This is a genomic window from Pseudooceanicola nitratireducens, from assembly GCF_900109195.1.
Taxonomy (GTDB): domain Bacteria; phylum Pseudomonadota; class Alphaproteobacteria; order Rhodobacterales; family Rhodobacteraceae; genus Pseudooceanicola; species Pseudooceanicola nitratireducens.
Genome location: NZ_FNZG01000003.1, coordinates 774513 through 795075 on the forward strand (window position 1 = coordinate 774513; position 20563 = coordinate 795075).

Sequence of the window (20563 nt, forward strand, 5' to 3'; positions counted from 1 at the left end):
TCCTATCAGAACCGGAAACCGAGGCGTGCCTCGATCGTGTTGCCGGTCAGGTCGTTCCCAGACCCGGCAAAGTTGTCGTATTCGTTGTACAGGTACTCGGCACCCAGGCTGACACCGTTGTTGAAACGGTATTCCATGCCGACACCCGCCACATAGCCGTCGCCGTTGCCGGCGCTGCTTTTGGCGTTGGTATAGCCGCCGACACCATAGACCAGGGTCGAACCGGCGTCATAGCCCAGGCGCGCCTTGACGCGGGTCACCTGGTTCAGGGCCGTGCCACCGATGTTGATGTCATTGCCCAGGTACTGAAGTTCCGCACCCGCGACATAGTTGCCGAAGTCATAGTCGTAACCGGCGTATCCCCCAAGGCTGGCACCATTCCCCGAGGTACCGCCGATGGAATAATCGCCATAGCCAAGCGCGGACCCGACATAAGCGCCCGTCCAGTCGTCGGTCGTCAGGACCGGCGGGGCGGGTTGCGTGATGACGGGATCGGCCGGAGCCGCGACGGGGTTGCCTGCAGAGACCGCACCTGCGCCTGCCGTAACTGCGATGGCGGAACCGATGACGATGGTCTTGATGTGTTTCATTATTCTACTCCGTTATTTCCTTTGGCGCTTGCGCGCGCTCATCAGGACAACGCGGCATTTGGGGTATGGGTCCATCTGATGCAAACGGCGCGGCACAAATGCGCCGATGCAGCCCTTGGCAGCGGCGGATTGTGGCCGTATCAACAAGGCTGACCCAGCAAAGGGGCCTTGATATGAGAAAACAGACCGCCATGAACCGCGACTGGATCGCCACCGCCCGCACGCTTTCCGAAGCCCTGCCCTATCTGCAACGCTACGAAGGCGCGATTGTTGTCGTGAAATTCGGTGGCCACGCCATGGGCGACGACGAAGCGATGGAAATCTTCGCCCGCGATATCGTCCTGATGCGCCAGGTCGGCGTGAACCCGGTGATCGTCCACGGCGGCGGCCCCATGATCAACGAGATGCTGGAACGTCTTCAGATCAAGTCCGAATTCGTCAACGGCAAGCGCGTCACCGATGCCGCCACCGTCGAGGTGGTGGAAATGGTCCTCTCGGGCCGGGTGAACAAGCGCATCGTCCAGGCGATCAACGACATGGGCGGCAAGGGCGTCGGCCTGTCGGGCAAGGACGCCAACCTGATGATCTGCGAAGCCGACAATCCCGAACTGGGCCTTGTGGGCACCCCGGTCGAGATGGACACCACCATCCTGCACGCCATGTTCAAGGCCGACATCATCCCCGTGATTGCCCCCCTCGGGATGGGCCGGGATGGCGAGACCTACAACATCAACGGCGACACCGCCGCCGGGGCCATCGCAGGCGCGCTCAAGGCCGACCGGCTGCTGCTGCTGACCGATGTGGCCGGCGTGAAGAACGCCGAAGGTGAGGTCGTGACCGAGCTGAAGGCAGGCCAGATCCGCGAGATGACCAAGGACGGCACCATCGCGGGCGGCATGATCCCCAAGACCCAGACGGCGCTGGACGCCATCGACCGGGGCGTGCGCGCCGTGGTCATCCTGGACGGCCGTGCGCCCAATGCGACCCTGCTGGAGCTGTTCACCGAACACGGTGCGGGTTCGCTGATCAGGGGCGACTGAGATGCCCCCCCTGGCGGAGCTGGAGGCCCAGGCGCGGCTCCGCCATCTGACGATCACCGCCGGCCTGGATGAAACGGCCTGCGAAAGCCGGGACGACCTTCCGCCCGGCACCCGGACGCTATTGCTGCTGTCGCCGGATGAACCGGCCTTCTGGCCGGCCTATTCCCAAAGCCCCGAATTCAACGACGCGCAGCCCGACCCGATGGACCGCTGGTCGCGCCGGGTCATCACCGACTGGGCAAAGGACCTGGACGCCACCGCGCTTTTCCCCTTTGGCGGGCCGCCGTTTCAGCCCTTTATCGGCTGGGCTCTGGCCTCGGGGCGGGTGCATGGCTCGCCCGTGGGCATGCTGGTGCACCCCACGGCCGGGCTGTTCCTGTCCTTTCGCAGTGCGCTCGCCCTGCCCTGGGCCACGCAGGTCCCCGCCCCCGTGCCGCGCCCCTGCGACAGCTGCGCAGGTCAGCCCTGCCTGACCACCTGCCCCGTCGACGCCCTGGGCCCGGACGGATACGACACGACCGCCTGCAAGTCCTTCCTGCGCCAAGATTCCGGGCAGGACTGCCTGACCGGCGGCTGCCTGGCACGCCGTGCTTGCCCCAGGGGCAAATTGCATGGCAGGGTCAGGGAACATTCCGCCTATCACATGGCCCAGTTTCTCTGAGCCCAGTTTCTCTAAGCCCGTTCCATCACCCCCCGTTCCCATAGGCCCAGTTTCCATAGGTCCAATTCATCTGAGCCCGATTCCTTTCAGCCCGATCCCCTGTTCCATTCCCTCTCGTAACGGTTCCCCCACATGGTCAAACGTCTGATCCTGCTTCGGCACGCGAAATCAAGCTGGGATGACCCCAGGCAGACGGATCACGACCGCCCGCTGAACAAGCGTGGCCGGCGATCCGCCAAGGCGATCGGCACCTGGCTGCGCGAAACCGGCATCACCCCCGACCTGATCCTGTGTTCCGATGCCCGCCGCACGCAGGAAACCCACGAACGCCTGCAGATCGAGGGAGAGCTGCGTTTGCGGCCCGATCTCTACCTTGCCTCCTCGGACCGGATCCTGGACGTCATGCAGCAGGCCGAAGGGGCCTGCGTCATGATCATCGGCCACAACCCCGGCATCGGCGACTTTGCACAGCGGCTCGTCACCGCGCCGCCGCCCCACGCCCGTTTTGCCGATTTCCCGACCGCAGCGACCCTGGTGGTCGACATCCCGATGATGGACTGGAAGGCCGGACATTTCGGCACCTCGAAGGTGGTGAATTTCATCACCCCGCGTGAACTGATCGGTCAGGACGCCGCCGCCGAATGACCCCCATGGCAAAACCCTGCCCCCATCAGACCCGGCGTGAAATCCCGGACTTGCAGGGCGCGCAATTGCCCCGCCCCGTTGTCCCCTTCATGACCTGAACCCAGACGTCACCAAAGCGTGAACGTGACAGCCCCCGGTGCGCCTGATAGCCCCGGGTCACATATGTCGGAGCCTGCCATGCCCTATATCTTCCTTGCCCTCGCCATCATGGGCGAAGTTGTTGCAACGACCTCTCTCAAGGCTTCTGAAGGGTTCACCCGCATCGGGCCTTCGATCGTGGTGGTACTGGGCTATGCCCTGTCCTTCTACCTGCTGTCGATCTGCCTGCGTTACTTCCCCGTCGGCACGGTCTACGCGATCTGGGCAGGCTCGGGCGTGGTTCTGGTCGCGCTGGCCGGCTGGTGGCTGTTCGGGCAGAAGATCGACCTGTGGGGCATGATCGGCATGGGCCTGATCATCGCCGGCGTGGTGATCCTGAACCTGGTGTCCAAAACCTCGGTCCACTGACCTCGCGGCCCGGAAACGAAAAAGGGCGGCCCCGCAGGACCGCCCCTTTCGATAGGATGTGGCCGGGATCAGTGCCCCAGGATCTGGCTGAGGAACAGCTTGGTCCGGTCGCTCTTGGGGTTGTTGAAGAACTCTTCCGGTTCGTTCTGCTCCACGATCTGGCCCTGGTCCATGAAGATCACGCGGTTCGCCACCTGACGGGCAAAGCCCATCTCGTGCGTCACGCAGAGCATGGTCATGCCCTCTTCGGCCAGTTCGATCATCGTATCCAGAACCTCCTTGATCATCTCGGGGTCCAGCGCCGAGGTCGGTTCGTCGAACAGCATGATGCGCGGCTTCATGCACAGCGACCGGGCGATGGCCACACGCTGCTGCTGACCGCCCGAAAGCTGGCCGGGATACTTCATCGCCTGGTCGGGGATCTTCACCTTTTCCAGGAAATGCATCGCGGTTTCTTCCGCCTCTTTCTTGGGAACCTTGCGGACCCAGATCGGGGCCAGCGTGCAGTTCTCGAGGATCGTCAGATGCGGAAACAGGTTGAAGTGCTGAAAGCACATGCCGACTTCGGACCGGATCTTGTCGATGTTCTTCAGGTCGTTGGTCAGCTCGGTCCCGTCGACGATGATCTTGCCCTGCTGGTGTTCCTCCAGCCGGTTGATGCAGCGGATCATCGTGGACTTCCCCGACCCCGAAGGGCCGGCGATGACGATGCGTTCGCCCCGGTTCACGGTCAGGTTGATGTCGCGCAGAACGTGGAACGTGCCGTACCACTTGTTCATGTTCGAGATTTCGATCGCGACCTCGTCGGACACTTGCATCTGCGAACGGTCAATTTCGCGGTCCATGGTGGGTACATTGGTCATTGGTTTTTTCCTTGCCTTTCCCGTCAGCGATGGCCGGTCTGAAGCTTGCGCTCCAGGTACATCGAGTAGCGGGACATGGAGAAACAGAAGACGAAGAAGACAGCGCCGATGAAGATGAAGAGCTCCCAGTAGACGCCATTCCAGGCCGTGTCGGCACGGATGGCGTTCGACAGGCCAATCGGGTCGAACATCGAGATGATCGACACCAGCGTCGTGTCCTTGAAGACGCCGATGAAGGTGGAAACGATGCCCGGGATCGAGATCTTCAGCGCCTGCGGCATGATGATCAGACGCTGCGCCTGCCAGTAGTCAAGGCCAAGGCTGTCGGCCCCCTCGTACTGGCCCTTCGGCAACGCGGCCAGGCCACCACGGATCACCTCGGCCATGTAGGCCGCGGCAAACAGGGTCACCATGATCATGACGCGCAGGATGATGTCGAAATTCGTGCCCGGCGGCAGGAAGATGTTCAGCAGGACCGACGCCACGAACAGCAGCGTGATCAGCGGAACGCCCCGGATGAATTCGATGAAGCCGACGCAGATCGCCTTGACCAGCAGCAGGTCGGACTGACGGCCAAGCGCCAGCACGATACCGATGGGAAGCGAACACATGATCGCCGTCACCCCGATGGTGATCGACAGCATGAAGCCGCCAAATTCGCGCGACTGCACGGATTCGATGCCGATCGGGATCGCCGCGCTCAGCGGCGCCTCGATCGCCGGACCGATGGCGGTCCACCACAGGATGGCCGCAACCACGCCCGCCGCAAGGGCCAGCGCCGGCAGGATCACCTTGGACCCGTAGCGGAAGACCACGAAGCCCACGACAAAGCCGAGGATCGCGAAGATCGGGGCCCAGATCGCCCCGCCCCACAGCAGCCAGGCCGCCAGGAAGGGATAGAGCATCGAGAACCAGATCAGCTTGGGCGACACGTAGTCCGCAAACAGAAGCGGCGCGATCGCGACAAGCAGAAGCAAGAAGGCCAGGACCGGCCGCCAGTACAGGTCGGACGGGTAGAAGCCGAACATCAGCTGCTGCCAGCGTTCGCGGATCACCCCCCAGCAGGCCCCGCTTTCGTCCCCCAGACCGGCCAGGATTTCCCGGCAATTGGTCAGCGAGGTGCCGTCCCAGGTCGGAGAGATCAGCCAGGGCAGGATCTCGTAGAGGATGAAGGCGATGAAGCCCAGCGAGACGATGGTCAGAACGGTGTTGAACCAGCCCGAGAACAGGTTCGTCCGCATCCACCCCACGGCACCGACCGAAGACGACGGCGGTTCCTGCTGGGGCAGCATGGTGTCGCGTACAAAGGCGACGGTATCGGAATGCGTGTTGCTCATATCACCGCTCCACCAGTTTGACGCGCGAGTTGTACCAGTTCATCAGCGCCGAAATGGCGAGAGAGATGCCCAGGTAGATCAGCATGCCCAGCAGAACCGTCTCAAGCTCTCGCCCGGTCTGGTTCAGGGTGATGCCCATCAGCGTGCCCGTCAGGTCCATGTATCCGACCGCGATCGCCAGGGACGAGTTCTTGGTCAGGTTCAGGTAGTTCGAGATCAGCGGCGGAATGATGACCCGCAGCGCCTGGGGCAGGATCACAAGGCTCATGATCCGGCCCGGACGCAGGCCCAGGGCCCCTGCCGCTTCGGTCTGACCCTTCGAGATGGCCAGGATACCGGCGCGCACGATTTCGGCGATGAAGGCGGCGGTGTAAAGCGACAGCGCCAACCACAACGCAATGAGCGAGTTCCGCATGTACGTCCCGCCCTGGAAGTTGAAGCCCTTCAGCTCGGGATAGCCCAGGTGGAAGCCCAGGGCGATCAGCACGGCGATCACCGGCACCAGAACCGCGCCAAGGCGCAGGTACCAGGTGGTGGGCCTGACGCCCGTGGCCTCTTGCTGAGCATCCGCGCGGGCGCGGATCCGGCCCGAAAGGAACAGGCCGCCCGCCAGGACGACCAGGAAGGCCACCAGGTCGAGCGAGATGTTGAACGCCCCGCCCACCGGCAGATCACCCAGCGACCGCGAAAACAGCGGCTCGGGGATATAGACGCCCCGGTTGGTGACCGCGACACTGTCGAAGACCGACATCGACGCCGTGGCATTGTCGCCGCGGAAATCCCGTGGCGCAGGCAGGCTTTCGATCAGGATGGCCATGGCCAGCACGATCCACATCAGGACCGGCACGTTGCGGAACATCTCGACGTAGACGGTCATGACCCGCGCGACCAGCCAGTTGCCCGACAGGCGCAGAACCCCGACGATCACACCGATCACGGTCGCCGTCACACAGCCCAGGAACGCCACGAGAAGCGTGTTCAGAAGGCCGACGAAGGCGGCCCGCAGGTGGCTGTCCTGGTTGTTGTATTCGACAAGTCTTTGGTTGATGTCATACCCGGCCGGTTCGAAAAGGAACCCGAACGAAGGTTCTTTCCCAAGGTCGGCAAGGTTCTGGGCGGTATTCGAAATAAGCCATCCGATCAGGGTCAGAAAGGCGATCAACGCCATGATCTGGAAGGTGACCGCACGATACCGGGTATCGTAGATCAACATGGATAGCTTGAAGGACTCCGCCGGCGGATCGCTAAGAGTAGCCATTCAATTTTCCCCGTTACCCGGCCTTGTCTTCTGAAGCGTCTATGCGCAATCGGCCGGTGATTGTGTCGCCGGATATTCCCCCGGTCGACGAATGCAAGAAGGGCGCGGTCTGGCCGCGCCCTTCCCGATCTGTTTAGCGGAACGGCGGCGTGTAGAGCAGGCCACCATCGGTCCACTGGGCGTTCAGACCACGCGCCAGGCCGATCGGAGTCGATTCACCGATGTTCGCTTCAAAGACTTCGCCGTAGTTGCCGACGGAAGCGATGATGTTCTTCGCCCAGTCAGCGGACAGGCCCAGCATCTCGCCCAGGTTACCTTCGGTACCCAGCAGGCGGTTGATTTCCGGGTTATTGCCGGCGGATGCGCTCATGTCGGCGACGTTGGCCGAGGACACGCCCAGCTCTTCTGCGGCGATCATCGCGTTCAGCGACCAGCGGACGACATCGCCCCACTCGTCATCGCCATGACGGACCAGCGGGCCCAGCGGCTCTTTGGACACGATTTCGGGCAGAACGACGTGTGCGGTCGGATCTTCAAAGGTCGCACGGGTCGCGGCCAGGCCAGAGGCGTCGGTGGTGTAGACGTCACAGGCACCCGCCAGGTACTGCTGCTGCGCTTCGGCGTTGGTTTCGATCGGAACCGGCTCGTAGCTGATGTTGTTGGCGCGGAAGAAGTCCGCGAGGTTCAGCTCGGTCGTGGTGCCGGTCTGGATGCAGACGGTCGCGCCGTCCAGTTCCTTGGCCGAGGACACGCCCAGCTCTTTGGGAACCATGAAGCCCTGACCGTCGTAGTAGTTCACGCCGACGAAGGTGAACTTCAAGTCCACATCGCGCGAGAAGGTCCAGGTGGTGTTACGGGCCAGCATGTCGATCTCGCCCGAGGCCAGCGCGGTAAAGCGCGTCTTGCCGGTGGTGGGAACGAATTCAACGGCAGATGCGTCGCCCAGAACGGCGGCCGCAACGGCGCGGCAAACCGAAACATCGAAGCCGGCCCATTCGCCATTGGCGTCGGGGGCTGCGAAGCCGGTCAGACCGGTGGTCACACCGCAGTTCAGCTTGCCGCGCGCCTTGACGTCGTCAAGCGTGCCAGCAGCAGCTGCACCAGCGGCCAGACCTGCAACGGTCATAGCACCGAAAAATACGGATTTTTTCATTTTTACCTCTTCCTGTTTTCCGCCCAGTTTCGAGCGGTTCGGCGGACCCCGTTTTCGGGATCCAGAGTGATACTGTTGGGTGTCCTCCCCTCAGCATGCGGGAAGTGTGGCGGGATTTATTCCAGACGGTCAAGCGAAACATCAAGAAAATCAAACAATCGCACGTTGACCTTTAGTCATCGCGACAGCTTCGGGCACGATCTTGCGTGCCCGGGAACCAAATGGTCAAAATATTACTCGGTCACCCTATCCCTTGGGATAAAGGGCCTTACGAGGCGTCAAAGAATCGTTTCGCATCCAGAAACGATTGGCGTTTGATTCCCGCCGCTTCGGCGGCTTCCTCGTCCTCGCCCCACTGCTCGGCCTGCCAGTCTTCGTCGATCCGTGACAGCGCCCAAAGCGTGTCGATATCCCGCGCATTCCGCGCCGCCGCGAAGCCCAGGACAAGAGACCCGGAAAGCGATACCAGATCGTGGAAAGCGGCCAGCTGGAAAGGCGACATCTGGTGGACGGCCTGGGTCATCGGGGCCAGAACCGCCGCGTCCTGTGGCTGGTGCATCACCCCGGTCTGCGCCTGCAACCGGCCGCCGAATTCAGCCGCCGCCCAGTCCAGCAGAGGATCCCAGCCCTCCGCCTGACGGCTGACCAGTTCCTGCGGGGCCTCGGCGCGATAGCACAGCAGGTCGCTGTCGCCATAGGCGGCCAGCATCTCGGCCACTTCGGCGTGCTGAAGAGCCACCTTGTCGATCGCTGCATTGGCCCCGCGCGTCACCGGCATGGTCGAAGGATCGACCTTCTCCACCTGCGCGTCCCATTCAGCGGCGACCATATGGGCCATTGCTTCCGTCGGCAGCACCAGCGGGCGTTTTACCGGGGTGCGCACCGGACGACCATCCAGCGCGACCGAATGGCCCCCCTCTCCTGCCGTCACCGTGACCTCTTTCCAGAACCGTTTCGGGGCCCAATCGCTCATCCCTGCTCTCCTGTCACGCGGGTGATGGCAGCGGGCAGATCCTGCGCCTGCGACACGATTTCCCGCGCGCCGGTCAACAGGCTGGCCGGGTGATAGCCCCAGTCCACGCCGATGAACCCGACGCCGGCCGCGCCCGCCATCTCCATGTCATATGTGGTGTCGCCGATCATCACGGCACGCTCCGGCGACACGCCGGTTTCCGCCAGCGCCGTCAGCACCATGGATGGGTGCGGCTTGGACGGGTGGTCATCCGCAACCTGGGTGCTTTGAAACACCCGCGACCAGCCGTGGTTGTCCAACAGCGCGACCAGCCCGCGCCGCGACTTGCCTGTGGCGATGGCCAGCAGGGTCTCGTCCTCGGCGCTCAGCGCCTCGACCACTTCACGGATGCCGGGATATAGCGGGCTCGACGCCGCGCCCGACTTGATCCGCAGCGCCTGATAGGCGCGCTTGTAGCCTTCGACCATCTCGGCGCGCAGGCCTTCGGGCGTTTCCGGCGACAGCCGCAGCATGGCGTGATCCAGCGACAGGCCCACGATCCCCAGGATCGCGTCGCGATCCGGCACCGCCAGCCCGACCCCGTCAAAGGCCGCCGTCATCGAGGCGACGATATCCCCCTGGCTGTCCACCAGCGTGCCGTCGACATCGAAAATGACCAGCCGCATCAATGCAGCTCCTCGAAGGGGTCGTCGGCGGCGATGCTTTCGTCCCAGCCAAGCGTATCCCAGCTGTGCGCCATATGCTCGGGCAGCGGCGCGGTCACGGTGACCGGCTTGCCGGTGACGGGGTGTTCAAAGGTCATCGACCGCGCGTGCAGGTGCAGCTTGCGGGAAATCACCCCGCCCAGCTGCGCGCCCCAGCCGTCGCCCATGTTGTCCTGGCTGGACCCGCCGTACTTGCCATCGCCGATGATCGGATGCCCGATCTCGGCCATATGCGCGCGCAGCTGATGGGTCCGGCCGGTCAGCGGCTCAAGCGCCACCCACGACGCCCGGCCCGCCACGCGATACAGCGTCGCGTAAAGCGTATGCGCACGCTTGGCGCCTTCGGTGCGGGCGACCTCTCCGGGGTGGATGGCGCGCATCTTCTCGCCCTCGCCGCCCTTGCCGTGACCGGGGGCCTTGACCAGACCATAGCGGATTTCGCCCAGGTAGGGGGTCGGCACGCCGGCGACCAGCGCCCAGTAGATCTTGCGCGTCTGCTTGTGGCGCAGCGCGGCGGTCAGCCCCTGGGCGGCGGCGCGGGTCCGCGCCAGCATCAGAACGCCGGATGTATCCTTGTCCAGACGATGCACCAGCCGGGGCTTTTCGTCGTATCCGAACTTCAGCGCCTCGGCCAGGCCGTCCACATGGCGGGTCTGTTTCGATCCGCCCTGCGTCGGCAACCCCGGGGGCTTGTTCAGCGCGATGACGTGGTCGTCCTTCCACAGCACGCAGGACTGGATCATCTGCGCATCCGCGTCCGACACCAGCGGTTTGGGGGCCGGGGCCGGCGCGTTGGTGTCAGGGATCGGCGGCACACGCACCACCTGCCCCGCGACGAGACGGGTCGCGGGTTTGACGCGCCCCTTATCGACCCGCAGATCGCCCTTGCGGCACATCTTTTCGATCCGCCCCTGGGTCAGCTGCGGGAAGATCGCGCGCAGCCAGCGGTCCAGCCGCTGGTCGGTGTCCTCGGGCCCGACGGTCAGGTGTTGCACTCCGCTCATGTCAGCGTCCTCGCTACAAAAAGTCCGGCCATCAGCGCGGCCAGCGACAGCACGACCGATGCCGCGACATAGGCTGCCGCCTGCATCGTCTCACCGCGTTCCCACAGGGTCACCGCATCCAGCGAAAAGGCCGAGAAGGTGGTGAACCCGCCCAGAAGCCCCGTCATCAGAAGCGGCGCGATCCGGTTGGCCGAAAGCTCGGCCAGGAGGATCACAATCGCCCCCATCAGGAAGGATCCGATCACGTTGACGGCCAGGGTCCCCCAGGGAAAACCGGGGCCCATCAGGCGCAGGGCGGCCACGCCAGTCAGATATCGGGCCGATGCGCCGATCGCGCCACCAAGCGCCACGTGCAGAAGGGTCTGGATCATGCGCGGGTCATGGCCCCGATAGGGATCGGAGTCAATATTTGCGCCGTCTTTCCTGCGGTCATCGGCCCGGAAGGGCCCCTATCCGCCGTTGCGCTTGACCCGCAGCTTTTCAAAATACTCCAGCCGCTTTTTCAGGTCGCGTTCGAACCCGCGTTCGACCGGCTGATACAGGTCCGGGCGCGGCACATCGTCGGGAAAGTAGTTCTGCCCGGAAAACCCGTCCTCGGCGTCGTGATCATAGGCATAGCCGGTGCCATAGCCCTGATCCTTCATCATCGAGGTCGGCGCGTTCAGGATATGTTTCGGCGGCATGGCGCTGCCGGTCTGCTTGGCCAGCCGCATCGCGCCCTTGTAGGCCACGTAGCCCGCGTTGCTTTTCGGTGCCAGCGCCACGTAGATCACCGCCTGCGCCAGCGCCAGTTCCCCTTCGGGCGATCCCAGCCGTTCATAGGCGTTCCAGGCGTCCAGACAGACGGTCTGCGCCTGCGGGTCGGCCATGCCGATGTCTTCAACCGCCATCCGGGTCAGGCGGCGGGCCAGGAACCGTGGATCTTCGCCCCCGGTCAGCATCCGCGCATACCAGTACAGCGCCGCATCCGGGTCGGACCCCCGCACCGATTTATGCAGCGCGCTGATCAGGTTGTAATGTTCTTCACCCGACTTGTCGTATTTCGCCGCCCGCCGCATCAGCCGGGTCGACAGCGCCTCGGGATCCAGCGGATCCTTGACGGTCCAGGCGGCGACCTGTTCCACCAGGTTCAACAGCGCCCGGCCATCGCCATCGGCCATGTCCTTCAGCGTCGCCCGTGCGGCCTCGGTCAGGGGCAGTTCGCGGTTCAGCTCGGCCTCGGCCCGGGTCAGAAGCGCCTCAAGGTCCTCTCCGCCCAGCCGTTCCAGCACCAGCACCTGCGCGCGCGACAGAAGCGCTGCGTTCAGCTCGAATGACGGGTTTTCTGTGGTGGCCCCGACCAGAAGAACGGTGCCGTCCTCCATATGCGGCAGGAACCCGTCCTGCTGCGCCTTGTTGAAGCGGTGGATTTCGTCGACGAACAACAGCGTGCCCTGCCCGATGCGGCGGCGCTGGCGCGCGGCCTCGAACACCTTCTTCAGGTCGGCAACCCCGGTGAAGATCGCGCTGATCTGCACGAAATGCAGGTCGGTTTCATCCGCCAGAAGCCGCGCGATCGTGGTCTTGCCCACCCCCGGCGGCCCCCAAAGCACCAGCGACGACAGGCTGTTTGAGGCCAGCATGACCCCAAGCGGCGCATCCGGGCCCAGCACCTGCTGCTGGCCGATCACCTCGCTTAATGCGCGGGGGCGCAGCCGGTCGGCCAGAGGGCGCGGCGCAGTGCCGGTGCCATCTGGTTCCGCGGCCCGGTCGGACTGCCCGCCCGAGGGGTCCTGATCGAACAGATCCCCCATCAGAGCCGCAGCCGCAGGGTCATCCCCTGCCCGCCCCGGATCAGTCCCAGGTCCAGCCGCCGCCCGACGTCGGTCAGCGCCTCTTCCAGCTGGGCCGTGGTCTGGATGTCGATGCCGTTGATCTGCTGCACCACGTCGCCGGGGCGCAGCCCGACCCGCGCGCCAAGCGCGCCGGGATCGGTGATGACCACGCCCTCAAGCCCGGTCGGCAGGCCCATTTCGGCCACCACGGCCGGATTCAGCGTCTGCACCGCAAGGCCGGGAATGGCGGTGCGGCGGTCTGTGACCAGCCCGTCGCGCGGCGGATCCTCGGGCGCATTCAGCATGTCGACCCGGGCACTTTTTTCCCGCCCGCGCCGCTGGAATGTCACATCCGCCCGTTCGCCCAGACCGGCGACAGACATGCGATAGATCATCTCGGGCGGGGTGTTCACCGCCATGCCGTCCACCGCCGTCACCACGTCGCCGACCTCAAGCCCCGCCACGCGGAAGGGGCTTTTCGGATGCAGTTCCGAAATGATCACGCCGCCGGGACGGTCCATGCCCAGGGTCTCGGCCATGGCGGCGTCGACCTCTTGTCCGGAAATCCCGGCCCAAGGGCGTTGAAACCGGGCAAAGCCCTGCTGCGCCTGATCCACGAATTGCGCCACAAGCGATGCGGGGATGGCAAAGCCGATGCCGTTCGACCCGCCCGAGCGTGTGAGGATCGAGGTGTTCACCCCGATCAGATCACCGTTGATGTCGACCAGCGCCCCGCCGGAATTACCCGGGTTGATCGGTGCGTCCGTCTGGATGAAATAGCCCCGCGCGCTGCCTGTGGCCGTGCCCGAGCGCGCCAGCCCCGACACGATGCCCGAAGACACCGTCTGCCCGACGCCGAAGGGGTTGCCGATGGCCAGCGCCAGTTCGCCAACCTCGACCGTGTCGCTGTCGCGCAGGCGCAGATGGGCCATGTTGCGCGGCGCGTCCTCGATCTGAAGGATGGCTAGGTCGCTGTCGGCATCCGCCAGCAGCACCCGCGCGCGGAATTCGCGCCGGTCGTTCAGCACCACGCGGATATCCTCGGCCTGGCCGACGACGTGGTAATTCGACACGACGATGCCGTCCTTCGACAGCACCACGCCCGAGCCAAGCGAATTCTGCACCTGCGGCCGGGTCTGCCCAAACCCGCGAAAGAATTCGCGAAAGAACGGGTCATTGGCGAAGGGCGTCGACTGGGTCTGCACCACGCGGCGGGCGTAGATATTGACCACGGCCGGGGTGGCTTCGCGCACCACGGGGGCAAAGCCCATGCTGATTTCTCCGCGCGTCAGCGGCACCCGTTCGGCCATCAGCGGACCGGGGTTCAGCACAGCAACAGTGGACAGCAGGGCGACGGCGAGACAGGAAATTCGGTTCATGATACCGCAGGATATGGAAGGCCCGGCGCGGGAATGCAACCTGCGCCGGGCCCTGGGGGTTCGGGATCAATTGGCCCGGAACGACAGGCCGCGATCAAACGACCTGGCGTTCAGCTGCGGCGACGGATCAGACCCAGCACGCCCAGCCCGCCGATCAGCAGCGGAAAACCCGCCGGAAGCGGCACCGCCGGGGTGATCGTGATGCCATCGGTGTAGATGCTGCCGATCTCATTCGCGCTAAGCGCACGGGAGAAGACAAAGACATCATCTGCGCCGCCGGTGAAATCCTCGTTGAAGCTGGGGTTGGTCCCGATGAAAAGCGACCAGATCGACGTGCCATTGGTGGCGGTGAAGCTTTCGGCCAGGGTGCCGTTCACATAAAGGGCCGACGCCGCACCGTCGTAGACGACCGCGACATGCTGCCAGGCACCGGCGATCACATCCTGCGCCACGCTGTCCGCATCGACCACGCCACCGCCGGAAAAGGCCGTCCAGTCCACGCCCGACACGCTTCCACGCGTATCAAGACCAAGGGTGCGATCAAATCCGCCGTTGTCATGCGACAGCACCTTGCCGTTGTTGATCGTGTCGGCGCGGAACCAACCGCCCATGGTCAGCGCGGGCATCGCGGCGGGGTTGATGTCGATTCCGGTGTTGATGCCGCTCAGGCCGCCCGTTGCCGTGAATTCGGCCCCCATGGAGCCAGCATAGCCGGTCGCACCAAAAGTAACGCCGGCCACCACCGTGCCGTCATTGCCATTGCCGCTCGCGTCCGAGGCATCGCCGCTTTCGAAGTCGTAAAAGGCCACCAGACCCGAGGTCACGGCCGCCGCAGGAGAAGCCAGCCCAAGCGCCAGAAGGCCGCCGATGATCACATGTTTCATGTGCAAGTCCTTTGAAAATTTCGCTGTCCGGCAGGTGCCGGCTGAATAAGCCTCAATTTTGCCACGTTTGCCCCGGCTTGCCCAGCCCCCGGTTCGTGACAGGCCCCCGCGCCGGGTCAGGTTGCGGCCCCCCCCCCTGCCCCACGGGGAAAACCGCCACCGCGACCCTTTCCAATTCCCGGCACCCGGAAAGCAAAAAGCCCCGCCAGAACTGGCAGGGCTTTCAGATTTCGCACCGAAGGGGGAAGATTACTCTTCGCCGGCTTCCTCGGCTGCGACGCGGGCCTTGTCGCCTGCGCCTTTGGCGTCGACGTCACGGTCGACGAATTCGATGATCGCCATCGGGGCCATGTCACCATAGCGGAAGCCCGCTTTCATGATGCGGATGTAGCCGCCCTTACGCTCGGCGTAGCGGGGGCCCAGCACTTCGAACAGTTTCGCAACGGCCGCGTCCTGCTGCAGGCGCGATGCCGCGATACGGCGGGAGTGCAGGTCACCCTTCTTCGCCAGGGTCACCAGCTTTTCCACGATGGGACGCAGTTCCTTGGCTTTGGGCAGGGTGGTCTTGATCTGCTCATGTTCGATGAGCGATGCGGACATGTTCGAGAACATCGCCTTGCGGTGTTCATGGGTCCGGTTCAGGCGGCGATAACCACGTGCGTGACGCATTGTTTTTCTCCAATCATATGCCCTCTACGGGCGGTTTTGCTTTGTCTGACCGGCGATGCGTGTCACCGGCTCTCCTTGGGGTCGGCCGGTCCTAGGACCGACAAACCCGGGGTGCCCTCCCCCTTGGGGGATGAGGCAGGAGGGGGTCTCCCCCCTCCGAAATCTTAGAACTGGTCTTCGAATTTCTTGGCCAAGTCTTCGATGTTGTCCGGCGGCCAATCCTCGACGTCCATGCCGAGGTGCAGGCCCATGCCCGAAAGCACTTCCTTGATCTCGTTCAGGGACTTCCGGCCGAAGTTCGGGGTGCGCAGCATCTCGGCTTCGGTCTTCTGGATCAGATCGCCGATGTAGACGATGTTGTCGTTCTTCAGGCAGTTTGCCGAACGCACGGACAGTTCCAGTTCGTCCACTTTCTTCAGCAGAAGCGGGTTGAACTCGAGACCGTCGTCTTCGTCCTGGCGGCCAGCCGATTCCGGTTCGTCGAAGTTGACGAAGATCGACAGCTGGTCCTGCAGGATGCGTGCGGCGAAGGCCACGGCGTCATCCGGGGTGATCGACCCGTCGGTTTCGATCTTCATGGTCAGCTTGTCGTAGTCCAGCACCTGGCCCTCACGGGTCGGCTGCACGTCATACGACACCTTCTTGATCGGCGAATAGATCGCATCGATCGGGATCAGGCCGATCGGCGCATCCTCGGGCTTATTGCGGTCGGCAGGGACATAGCCCTTGCCGGTGTTCACGGTCAGTTCCATGAACAGCGACGCACCTTCGTCGAGGTGGCAGATCACGTGATCCTTGTTCAGGACTTCGATGCCGGCGCTTTCCGAAATCTCGGCTGCGGTGACGACACCCGGGCCCTTGGCATTGATCGACAGGCGCTTGGGCCCTTCGACTTCCATGCGCAGGGACACACCCTTGAGGTTCAGAACCACGTCGGTCACGTCCTCACGGACACCGGCGATGGAGGAGAACTCGTGCAGAACGTTGTCGATCTGAACCGAGGTGATGGCAGCCCCCTGCAGCGAAGACATCAGCACGCGGCGCAGCGCGTTGCCCAGCGTCAGACCGAAGCCGCGTTCCAGCGGTTCGGCAACGACGGTTGCCTGGCGCGACGGGTCGAAGCCCGGCTTGACGTCAAGCTGGGTCGGCTTGATCAGTTCTGCCCAATTCTTGTGGATCATGTACGTCCCTCCATGCTCGTCTCGTCCCCATGTCCCTAAGGACGAAACACCCGAGGTAAAAATGACGACAGGAGGCCGCGAATACCGCGGCCTCCCCTAACTTTGTCTGCCTTAGACGCGGCGGCGCTTCGGCGGGCGGCAGCCGTTGTGCGCGATCGGGGTCACATCACGGATCGAGGTGATGTTGAAACCGATGGCGGCCAGGGCGCGCAGGGCCGATTCACGACCCGAACCGGGGCCCTGAACTTCGACTTCCAGCGTCTTCACGCCATGTTCCTGAGCTTTCTTGCCGGCGTCTTCTGCGGCCATCTGGGCGGCATAGGGGGTCGACTTACGCGAACCCTTGAAGCCCATGGTGCCGGCCGAGGACCACGCAATCGCGTTGCCCTGAACGTCCGAGATCAGGATTTTGGTGTTGTTGAAGGAAGAGTTCACATGCGCAACGCCAGCGGCGATGTTCTTGGAAACCTTCTTTTTCGTGCGGCGGGTATCACGTGCCATATCTGTGCGCTCCCCTTACTTCTTCTTGCCTGCAATGGCCTTTGCGGGGCCTTTGCGGGTACGAGCGTTCGTGTGGGTCCGCTGACCGCGAACGGGGAGGCCACGGCGATGGCGCAGGCCACGGTAGCAGCCAAGATCCATCAGGCGCTTGATGTTCATCTGAACTTCGCGGCGCAGGTCACCTTCGACGGTGTAGTTGGCGTCGATGTGTTCGCGGATGGCCAGCACTTCGGCGTCCGACAGTTCGTTTACACGACGGGTCGCTTCGATGTTGACGGCTTCGCAGATGGCTTTGGCCGATGCGGGGCCAATACCGGTGATGTAGGTCAGGGCGATCGGTACCCGCTTTGCAGTCGGGATGTTAACGCCGGCAATACGTGCCAATGTCGGTCTTCCTTTTGTTGCGAGCCCGTAGTCCCAGGCCCTTTTTTCACAACACGTTGGTCAGACACGGACGTCGAACAACGGGTCATATCACAAAACACGAAGAAGGGCCGGAATCGGCCCTACGTTCGAGATAGCGCGTGGTATGAGCGATTGCCCGCCGGGTCAACCCCTGAAACGCAGGTTTCCGCGCAACGGGTATCCGATCGCACCTTCGACCGGTTGACCGAAGCACCGTCCTGCGGTGCCGCACAGGCCCAGGGCTTCAATGCGTCCGGGCGATGCATCAGGGTACCGCGAAGCGGGGCAGGTTGCAAACGCCCCCTGCCCTGCTGGTTAGCACAATCGTAATCCATGCCCGGAATTTTGGCTCTGGTCTCAGGCCGGAACCACAGTCCGGACCTACAGGCCAAACCCACGCGCGAAGAACCCCGCGATGTCGGCGCGCAATTCCTGATGCAGCACGCCCCGGTCCCGCATACCGCTGTCGGAACAGATGTTGTCGTCCCCCGCCAGCCCGATGACGATCCGGCCCATGGCGCTGCATTCCGCCAGGAAGGAAAAATGCCAGGCCCCCGGCACGGCGGCGTATTCCGCCCGCTCGATCCGGTCGGCCAGCGCATCGGCGCGCATCGCCTCAGGCACGGTCTCGACCGCGCCCAGGTTGAGGATCCGCACCCGGGCCAGAATGTCATCCGTGCCGCCCTCGGCCACCGCCTGCGGCAACGCCGGATCGACGGCCAGGACATGCCCGACGCGCCGGTCCAGGCGCGAGGCCTCATAAGCCTCTTGTTCGATCGTGGTGAAATCCACACCCGCCGCCTGCATCCAGCCACAGTCCACAAGGCCCGCGTTGCGGTCGCAATAGTCGATGAACCGCTGTTTCGAGACCCTCTCGCCCGCCAGCGCCAGCACCGAATGCCCGCCAAGCGAAAAGCCAAGCGCGCCGATGCGGGACATGTCGGGGCTCAGCCCCTCGGGGCCGGTGGCGATCCAGTCCAGAAGCAGGCTCAGGTCCAGCGGGCGTTCCCAGACGCGCACGGTCTGAAAGGGATCGCTGTCGCGCAACCGGGTGCCGGGATGGTCGGTGGCCACGACGATCATGCCCTGCCGCGCCAGTTCCCCCGCGATCCAGCCCAGTTGCAGAGCATTGCCGCCCGAGCCATGCGACAAGACCACAACGGGATGCCGGCCGTCCCGGGGCGTCGCCCCGCGCCGCACGTGATGGCCATAGAACAGCGCGTTCTGCCCGACCAGCTCCTCTGTGCCGTCCTGCTGCGCCGGATACCAGACGGTCACATCCAGGGGCATGTCGCGATGCGGTGCGGGCACCTGGGTCAGCGCAAGGCCGGGCAGCACATCAGGCGCGGGCCGGTCCTTGGTCTTCAACAGGGCCACGGCCCCGAACAGAACAACAACGCCCAGAACGGCCGCAACGGCCAGACGGATCACCCATTTCATGAAATCAGCCCCTTGGAAAATCTGCGCAGGGACTACTCAAAGGTATAGGATCAGGCAACGTGTATTCCGCAAGGCGCACCGCTTTCGGGCACCTGTGGCACCACGGCCATCAAGCGCCCGTCGCGGTGCTTGCGGGCATGGTGCCTCAATCGTTCAGCCCGTGACCTTCTTTGGCGCGCCGGTGGACATGTCGGTGCCCATATAGGGCTGCTTGGCCTCTTTCCACTTGCCGAAACCGCCCTGCAGATGGGCGATCTTGTCGACACCGGCGGCCCGCGTCTTTTCCGCCATCTTGCCCGACCGCATGGACGATCCGCAGTACAGCACGATGCGCTTGCCCTCTTGCGACGGCAGGGCGGCGGGATCGAAGAAGGCCATGGGCAGCAGCAGCGCGCCTTCGATATGTTCGAACATGTATTCCTGCGGCGTGCGCACGTCGATCAGGACGATTTCGTTTCTGGCCTTTGCGGTGGCGACCTCTTCCGGGGTCCAGACCTCGACCGGGCCGGCGGCTGTCTCTTGGATGTCCATCTTGCTCTCCTCAGAACTTGTTGGCGGGGATCTTGTAATAGCTGTGGCCGTCGGCCTCGGGTTCGGGCAGCTGCCCGGCGCGTAGGTTCACCTGCAGCGCATGCAGCATCCGGTCTGGCAGGGGCAGCGTCGCGTCACGCTCATCGCGCAGCTTGCGGAAGGCGGCCTCGCTGACCCCTCCGCCGATGTGCTTGTTGCGGGCGCGATGATCCGCGACCGAGGCTTCCCAGGCGGGGTCCTTGCGGTCCCCCACGGGCGGGTAATCATGACCCACGAACAGCCGGGTGTCGTCGGGCAGCGCCAGAATCGCCTGCAGACTGTCCCACAGGTCCTTGGAGCTTCCGCCCGGGAAATCCGCCCGGCTGGTGCCGCTGTCCACATGCATGAAGGTGTCATGCACAAAGGCCGCATCCCCGATCACATAGGTGACCGACCCAAGCGTATGTCCCGGCGACAGCATCACCCGCACCTCAAGATCGCCCAGTTGGAAGGTCTCTCCATCCGCGAACAGATGATCGAAATCCCGATCCGGCGCGAAGGTCTGCGGCAGGTTGTAGGTATCGGCCCAAAGCGCCGCGATATCCCGCACCTTGGCCCCGATCCCATTGGGGGCCCCGGTCTGCGCCTTCAGCCAGGTCGAGGCCATCAGGTGATCCGCATGGGGGTGCGTGTCCAGAACCCAGGCGACGCTCAGCCCCTGATCGCGCACGAAGTCCAGGATCTCGCTCGCACTGTCGAACCCACTGCGGGCCGCGCGCGGGTCGAAATCCTGAACCACGTCGATCAGGGCGCAGGTTTTCGTCGCCTCGTCCACGGCGACGTATTGCACACTGCCGGTGGCCTTGTCGTAGAACCCTTCGACCCGGGGTGATCCCGCGCCGGTCGAGGGGCTTATGCGGTGAAACATCGCCATGGCGTGCCTCCTTCTATCCGTGTTGCCCCAAACATATTGCGCATTCGGAATGTATCAAGGCGCGGGCCCGGGAAAATTCCCCGCCTGCCCCGCGGACAAAAGAAAACCCCC

Annotated in this window: 23 protein-coding genes; 4 read left to right on the plus strand and 19 right to left on the minus strand. The window is 64.0% G+C overall.

Annotation, left to right across the window (positions count from 1 at the left end; all coding sequences use genetic code 11):
* Window positions 1–5 precede the first annotated feature (5 nt).
* Window positions 6–590 carry an outer membrane protein gene (locus BMX99_RS14360; RefSeq protein WP_093453095.1) on the minus strand — a complete coding sequence of 195 codons (585 nt, stop codon included), beginning with the start codon at window positions 588–590 and terminating at the stop codon, window positions 6–8.
* A gap of 173 nt (window positions 591–763) precedes the next feature.
* On the opposite strand from BMX99_RS14360, the gene argB reads away from it, so the two are divergent.
* The 4 genes from argB to BMX99_RS14380 all read left to right on the plus strand — a co-directional run bounded on the left by argB (window position 764) and on the right by BMX99_RS14380 (window position 3443).
* A complete protein-coding gene (argB, locus tag BMX99_RS14365) occupies window positions 764–1630 on the plus strand; it encodes an acetylglutamate kinase (protein ID WP_093453097.1) in 867 nt (288 codons plus the stop codon).
* Between the two features lies 1 nt (window position 1631).
* Window positions 1632–2291 carry a ferredoxin gene (locus BMX99_RS14370; RefSeq protein WP_093453099.1) on the plus strand — a complete coding sequence of 220 codons (660 nt, stop codon included), beginning with the start codon at window positions 1632–1634 and terminating at the stop codon, window positions 2289–2291.
* 132 nt (window positions 2292–2423) lie between these two features.
* On the plus strand, window positions 2424–2936 hold the full coding sequence (locus BMX99_RS14375) for a SixA phosphatase family protein (protein WP_093453101.1): 513 nt from the start codon (window positions 2424–2426) through the stop codon (window positions 2934–2936).
* A gap of 177 nt (window positions 2937–3113) precedes the next feature.
* Window positions 3114–3443: a DMT family transporter gene (locus BMX99_RS14380; RefSeq protein WP_093453103.1), complete on the plus strand. Its 330-nt coding sequence runs from the start codon at window positions 3114–3116 to the stop codon at window positions 3441–3443.
* Window positions 3444–3511: 68 nt separating this feature from the next.
* Here the strand turns inward: BMX99_RS14380 and BMX99_RS14385 are convergent, their stop codons facing one another.
* The 18 genes from BMX99_RS14385 to BMX99_RS14470 form a co-directional block, all read right to left on the minus strand.
* Window positions 3512–4261, minus strand: coding sequence for an amino acid ABC transporter ATP-binding protein (locus BMX99_RS14385; protein ID WP_170848823.1), 750 nt, complete (start codon window positions 4259–4261; stop codon window positions 3512–3514).
* Between the two features lie 68 nt (window positions 4262–4329).
* Window positions 4330–5643: an amino acid ABC transporter permease gene (locus BMX99_RS14390; protein WP_093453107.1), complete on the minus strand. Its 1314-nt coding sequence runs from the start codon at window positions 5641–5643 to the stop codon at window positions 4330–4332.
* A gap of 1 nt (window position 5644) precedes the next feature.
* Window positions 5645–6901 (minus strand): amino acid ABC transporter permease, encoded by a 1257-nt coding sequence (locus BMX99_RS14395; RefSeq protein ID WP_093453109.1) that lies wholly within the window; start codon window positions 6899–6901, stop codon window positions 5645–5647.
* A gap of 133 nt (window positions 6902–7034) precedes the next feature.
* Window positions 7035–8054: an amino acid ABC transporter substrate-binding protein gene (locus BMX99_RS14400; RefSeq protein WP_093453111.1), complete on the minus strand. Its 1020-nt coding sequence runs from the start codon at window positions 8052–8054 to the stop codon at window positions 7035–7037.
* Between the two features lie 268 nt (window positions 8055–8322).
* Entirely contained in the window at window positions 8323–9027 is a 705-nt protein-coding gene (locus tag BMX99_RS14405; RefSeq protein WP_093453113.1) for an ATP12 family chaperone protein, read from the minus strand.
* Window positions 9024–9692, minus strand: coding sequence for an HAD-IA family hydrolase (locus BMX99_RS14410; RefSeq protein WP_093453115.1), 669 nt, complete (start codon window positions 9690–9692; stop codon window positions 9024–9026). The genes BMX99_RS14405 and BMX99_RS14410 overlap by 4 nt, the downstream gene beginning before the upstream one ends.
* Entirely contained in the window at window positions 9692–10735 is a 1044-nt protein-coding gene (locus tag BMX99_RS14415; RefSeq protein WP_093453117.1) for an RluA family pseudouridine synthase, read from the minus strand. Before BMX99_RS14415 ends, BMX99_RS14410 begins: the two co-directional genes overlap by 1 nt.
* Window positions 10732–11106 (minus strand): fluoride efflux transporter CrcB, encoded by a 375-nt coding sequence (crcB, locus tag BMX99_RS14420; RefSeq protein ID WP_093453119.1) that lies wholly within the window; start codon window positions 11104–11106, stop codon window positions 10732–10734. The genes BMX99_RS14415 and crcB overlap by 4 nt, the downstream gene beginning before the upstream one ends.
* 78 nt (window positions 11107–11184) lie before the next feature.
* On the minus strand, window positions 11185–12528 hold the full coding sequence (locus BMX99_RS14425; protein WP_093453122.1) for a replication-associated recombination protein A: 1344 nt from the start codon (window positions 12526–12528) through the stop codon (window positions 11185–11187).
* The gene (locus BMX99_RS14430) at window positions 12528–13928 is read right to left on the minus strand and encodes a trypsin-like peptidase domain-containing protein (protein WP_093453124.1); all 1401 of its coding nucleotides are present in this window, start codon (window positions 13926–13928) and stop codon (window positions 12528–12530) included. Before BMX99_RS14430 ends, BMX99_RS14425 begins: the two co-directional genes overlap by 1 nt.
* Window positions 13929–14038: 110 nt before the next feature.
* Entirely contained in the window at window positions 14039–14812 is a 774-nt protein-coding gene (locus BMX99_RS14435; RefSeq protein WP_093453374.1) for a LamG domain-containing protein, read from the minus strand.
* 249 nt (window positions 14813–15061) lie between these two features.
* Window positions 15062–15481, minus strand: coding sequence for a 50S ribosomal protein L17 (rplQ, locus tag BMX99_RS14440; protein WP_093453127.1), 420 nt, complete (start codon window positions 15479–15481; stop codon window positions 15062–15064).
* A 164-nt stretch (window positions 15482–15645) separates the two neighbouring features.
* Window positions 15646–16662 (minus strand): DNA-directed RNA polymerase subunit alpha, encoded by a 1017-nt coding sequence (locus BMX99_RS14445; protein ID WP_093453129.1) that lies wholly within the window; start codon window positions 16660–16662, stop codon window positions 15646–15648.
* 111 nt (window positions 16663–16773) lie between these two features.
* Window positions 16774–17163, minus strand: coding sequence for a 30S ribosomal protein S11 (gene rpsK / locus BMX99_RS14450; protein ID WP_093453131.1), 390 nt, complete (start codon window positions 17161–17163; stop codon window positions 16774–16776).
* Between the two features lie 15 nt (window positions 17164–17178).
* Window positions 17179–17547: a 30S ribosomal protein S13 gene (gene rpsM / locus BMX99_RS14455; RefSeq protein ID WP_093453133.1), complete on the minus strand. Its 369-nt coding sequence runs from the start codon at window positions 17545–17547 to the stop codon at window positions 17179–17181.
* Window positions 17548–17949: 402 nt separating this feature from the next.
* Window positions 17950–19008 (minus strand): alpha/beta hydrolase family protein, encoded by a 1059-nt coding sequence (locus BMX99_RS14460; protein ID WP_093453135.1) that lies wholly within the window; start codon window positions 19006–19008, stop codon window positions 17950–17952.
* A gap of 153 nt (window positions 19009–19161) precedes the next feature.
* A complete protein-coding gene (locus tag BMX99_RS14465) occupies window positions 19162–19539 on the minus strand; it encodes a rhodanese-like domain-containing protein (protein ID WP_093453137.1) in 378 nt (125 codons plus the stop codon).
* A gap of 10 nt (window positions 19540–19549) precedes the next feature.
* Complete coding sequence (locus BMX99_RS14470) at window positions 19550–20452, minus strand: MBL fold metallo-hydrolase (RefSeq protein WP_093453139.1); 903 nt, start codon at window positions 20450–20452, stop codon at window positions 19550–19552.
* Window positions 20453–20563 lie beyond the last annotated feature (111 nt).

What these genes read in the sequence shown, in the direction of transcription:
- BMX99_RS14360 (WP_093453095.1), bottom strand. Translation starts at nt 590, where the DNA reads ATGAAACACATCAAGACCATCGTCATCGGTTCCGCCATCGCAGTTACG.
- argB (WP_093453097.1), top strand. Translation starts at nt 764, where the DNA reads ATGAGAAAACAGACCGCCATGAACCGCGACTGGATCGCCACCGCCCGC.
- BMX99_RS14370 (WP_093453099.1), top strand. Translation starts at nt 1,632, where the DNA reads ATGCCCCCCCTGGCGGAGCTGGAGGCCCAGGCGCGGCTCCGCCATCTG.
- BMX99_RS14375 (WP_093453101.1), top strand. Translation starts at nt 2,424, where the DNA reads ATGGTCAAACGTCTGATCCTGCTTCGGCACGCGAAATCAAGCTGGGAT.
- BMX99_RS14380 (WP_093453103.1), top strand. Translation starts at nt 3,114, where the DNA reads ATGCCCTATATCTTCCTTGCCCTCGCCATCATGGGCGAAGTTGTTGCA.
- BMX99_RS14385 (WP_170848823.1), bottom strand. Translation starts at nt 4,261, where the DNA reads ATGCAAGTGTCCGACGAGGTCGCGATCGAAATCTCGAACATGAACAAG.
- BMX99_RS14390 (WP_093453107.1), bottom strand. Translation starts at nt 5,643, where the DNA reads ATGAGCAACACGCATTCCGATACCGTCGCCTTTGTACGCGACACCATG.
- BMX99_RS14395 (WP_093453109.1), bottom strand. Translation starts at nt 6,901, where the DNA reads ATGGCTACTCTTAGCGATCCGCCGGCGGAGTCCTTCAAGCTATCCATG.
- BMX99_RS14400 (WP_093453111.1), bottom strand. Translation starts at nt 8,054, where the DNA reads ATGAAAAAATCCGTATTTTTCGGTGCTATGACCGTTGCAGGTCTGGCC.
- BMX99_RS14405 (WP_093453113.1), bottom strand. Translation starts at nt 9,027, where the DNA reads ATGAGCGATTGGGCCCCGAAACGGTTCTGGAAAGAGGTCACGGTGACG.
- BMX99_RS14410 (WP_093453115.1), bottom strand. Translation starts at nt 9,692, where the DNA reads ATGCGGCTGGTCATTTTCGATGTCGACGGCACGCTGGTGGACAGCCAG.
- BMX99_RS14415 (WP_093453117.1), bottom strand. Translation starts at nt 10,735, where the DNA reads ATGAGCGGAGTGCAACACCTGACCGTCGGGCCCGAGGACACCGACCAG.
- crcB (WP_093453119.1), bottom strand. Translation starts at nt 11,106, where the DNA reads ATGATCCAGACCCTTCTGCACGTGGCGCTTGGTGGCGCGATCGGCGCA.
- BMX99_RS14425 (WP_093453122.1), bottom strand. Translation starts at nt 12,528, where the DNA reads ATGGGGGATCTGTTCGATCAGGACCCCTCGGGCGGGCAGTCCGACCGG.
- BMX99_RS14430 (WP_093453124.1), bottom strand. Translation starts at nt 13,928, where the DNA reads ATGAACCGAATTTCCTGTCTCGCCGTCGCCCTGCTGTCCACTGTTGCT.
- BMX99_RS14435 (WP_093453374.1), bottom strand. Translation starts at nt 14,812, where the DNA reads ATGAAACATGTGATCATCGGCGGCCTTCTGGCGCTTGGGCTGGCTTCT.
- rplQ (WP_093453127.1), bottom strand. Translation starts at nt 15,481, where the DNA reads ATGCGTCACGCACGTGGTTATCGCCGCCTGAACCGGACCCATGAACAC.
- BMX99_RS14445 (WP_093453129.1), bottom strand. Translation starts at nt 16,662, where the DNA reads ATGATCCACAAGAATTGGGCAGAACTGATCAAGCCGACCCAGCTTGAC.
- rpsK (WP_093453131.1), bottom strand. Translation starts at nt 17,163, where the DNA reads ATGGCACGTGATACCCGCCGCACGAAAAAGAAGGTTTCCAAGAACATC.
- BMX99_RS14460 (WP_093453135.1), bottom strand. Translation starts at nt 19,008, where the DNA reads ATGAAATGGGTGATCCGTCTGGCCGTTGCGGCCGTTCTGGGCGTTGTT.
- BMX99_RS14465 (WP_093453137.1), bottom strand. Translation starts at nt 19,539, where the DNA reads ATGGACATCCAAGAGACAGCCGCCGGCCCGGTCGAGGTCTGGACCCCG.
- BMX99_RS14470 (WP_093453139.1), bottom strand. Translation starts at nt 20,452, where the DNA reads ATGGCGATGTTTCACCGCATAAGCCCCTCGACCGGCGCGGGATCACCC.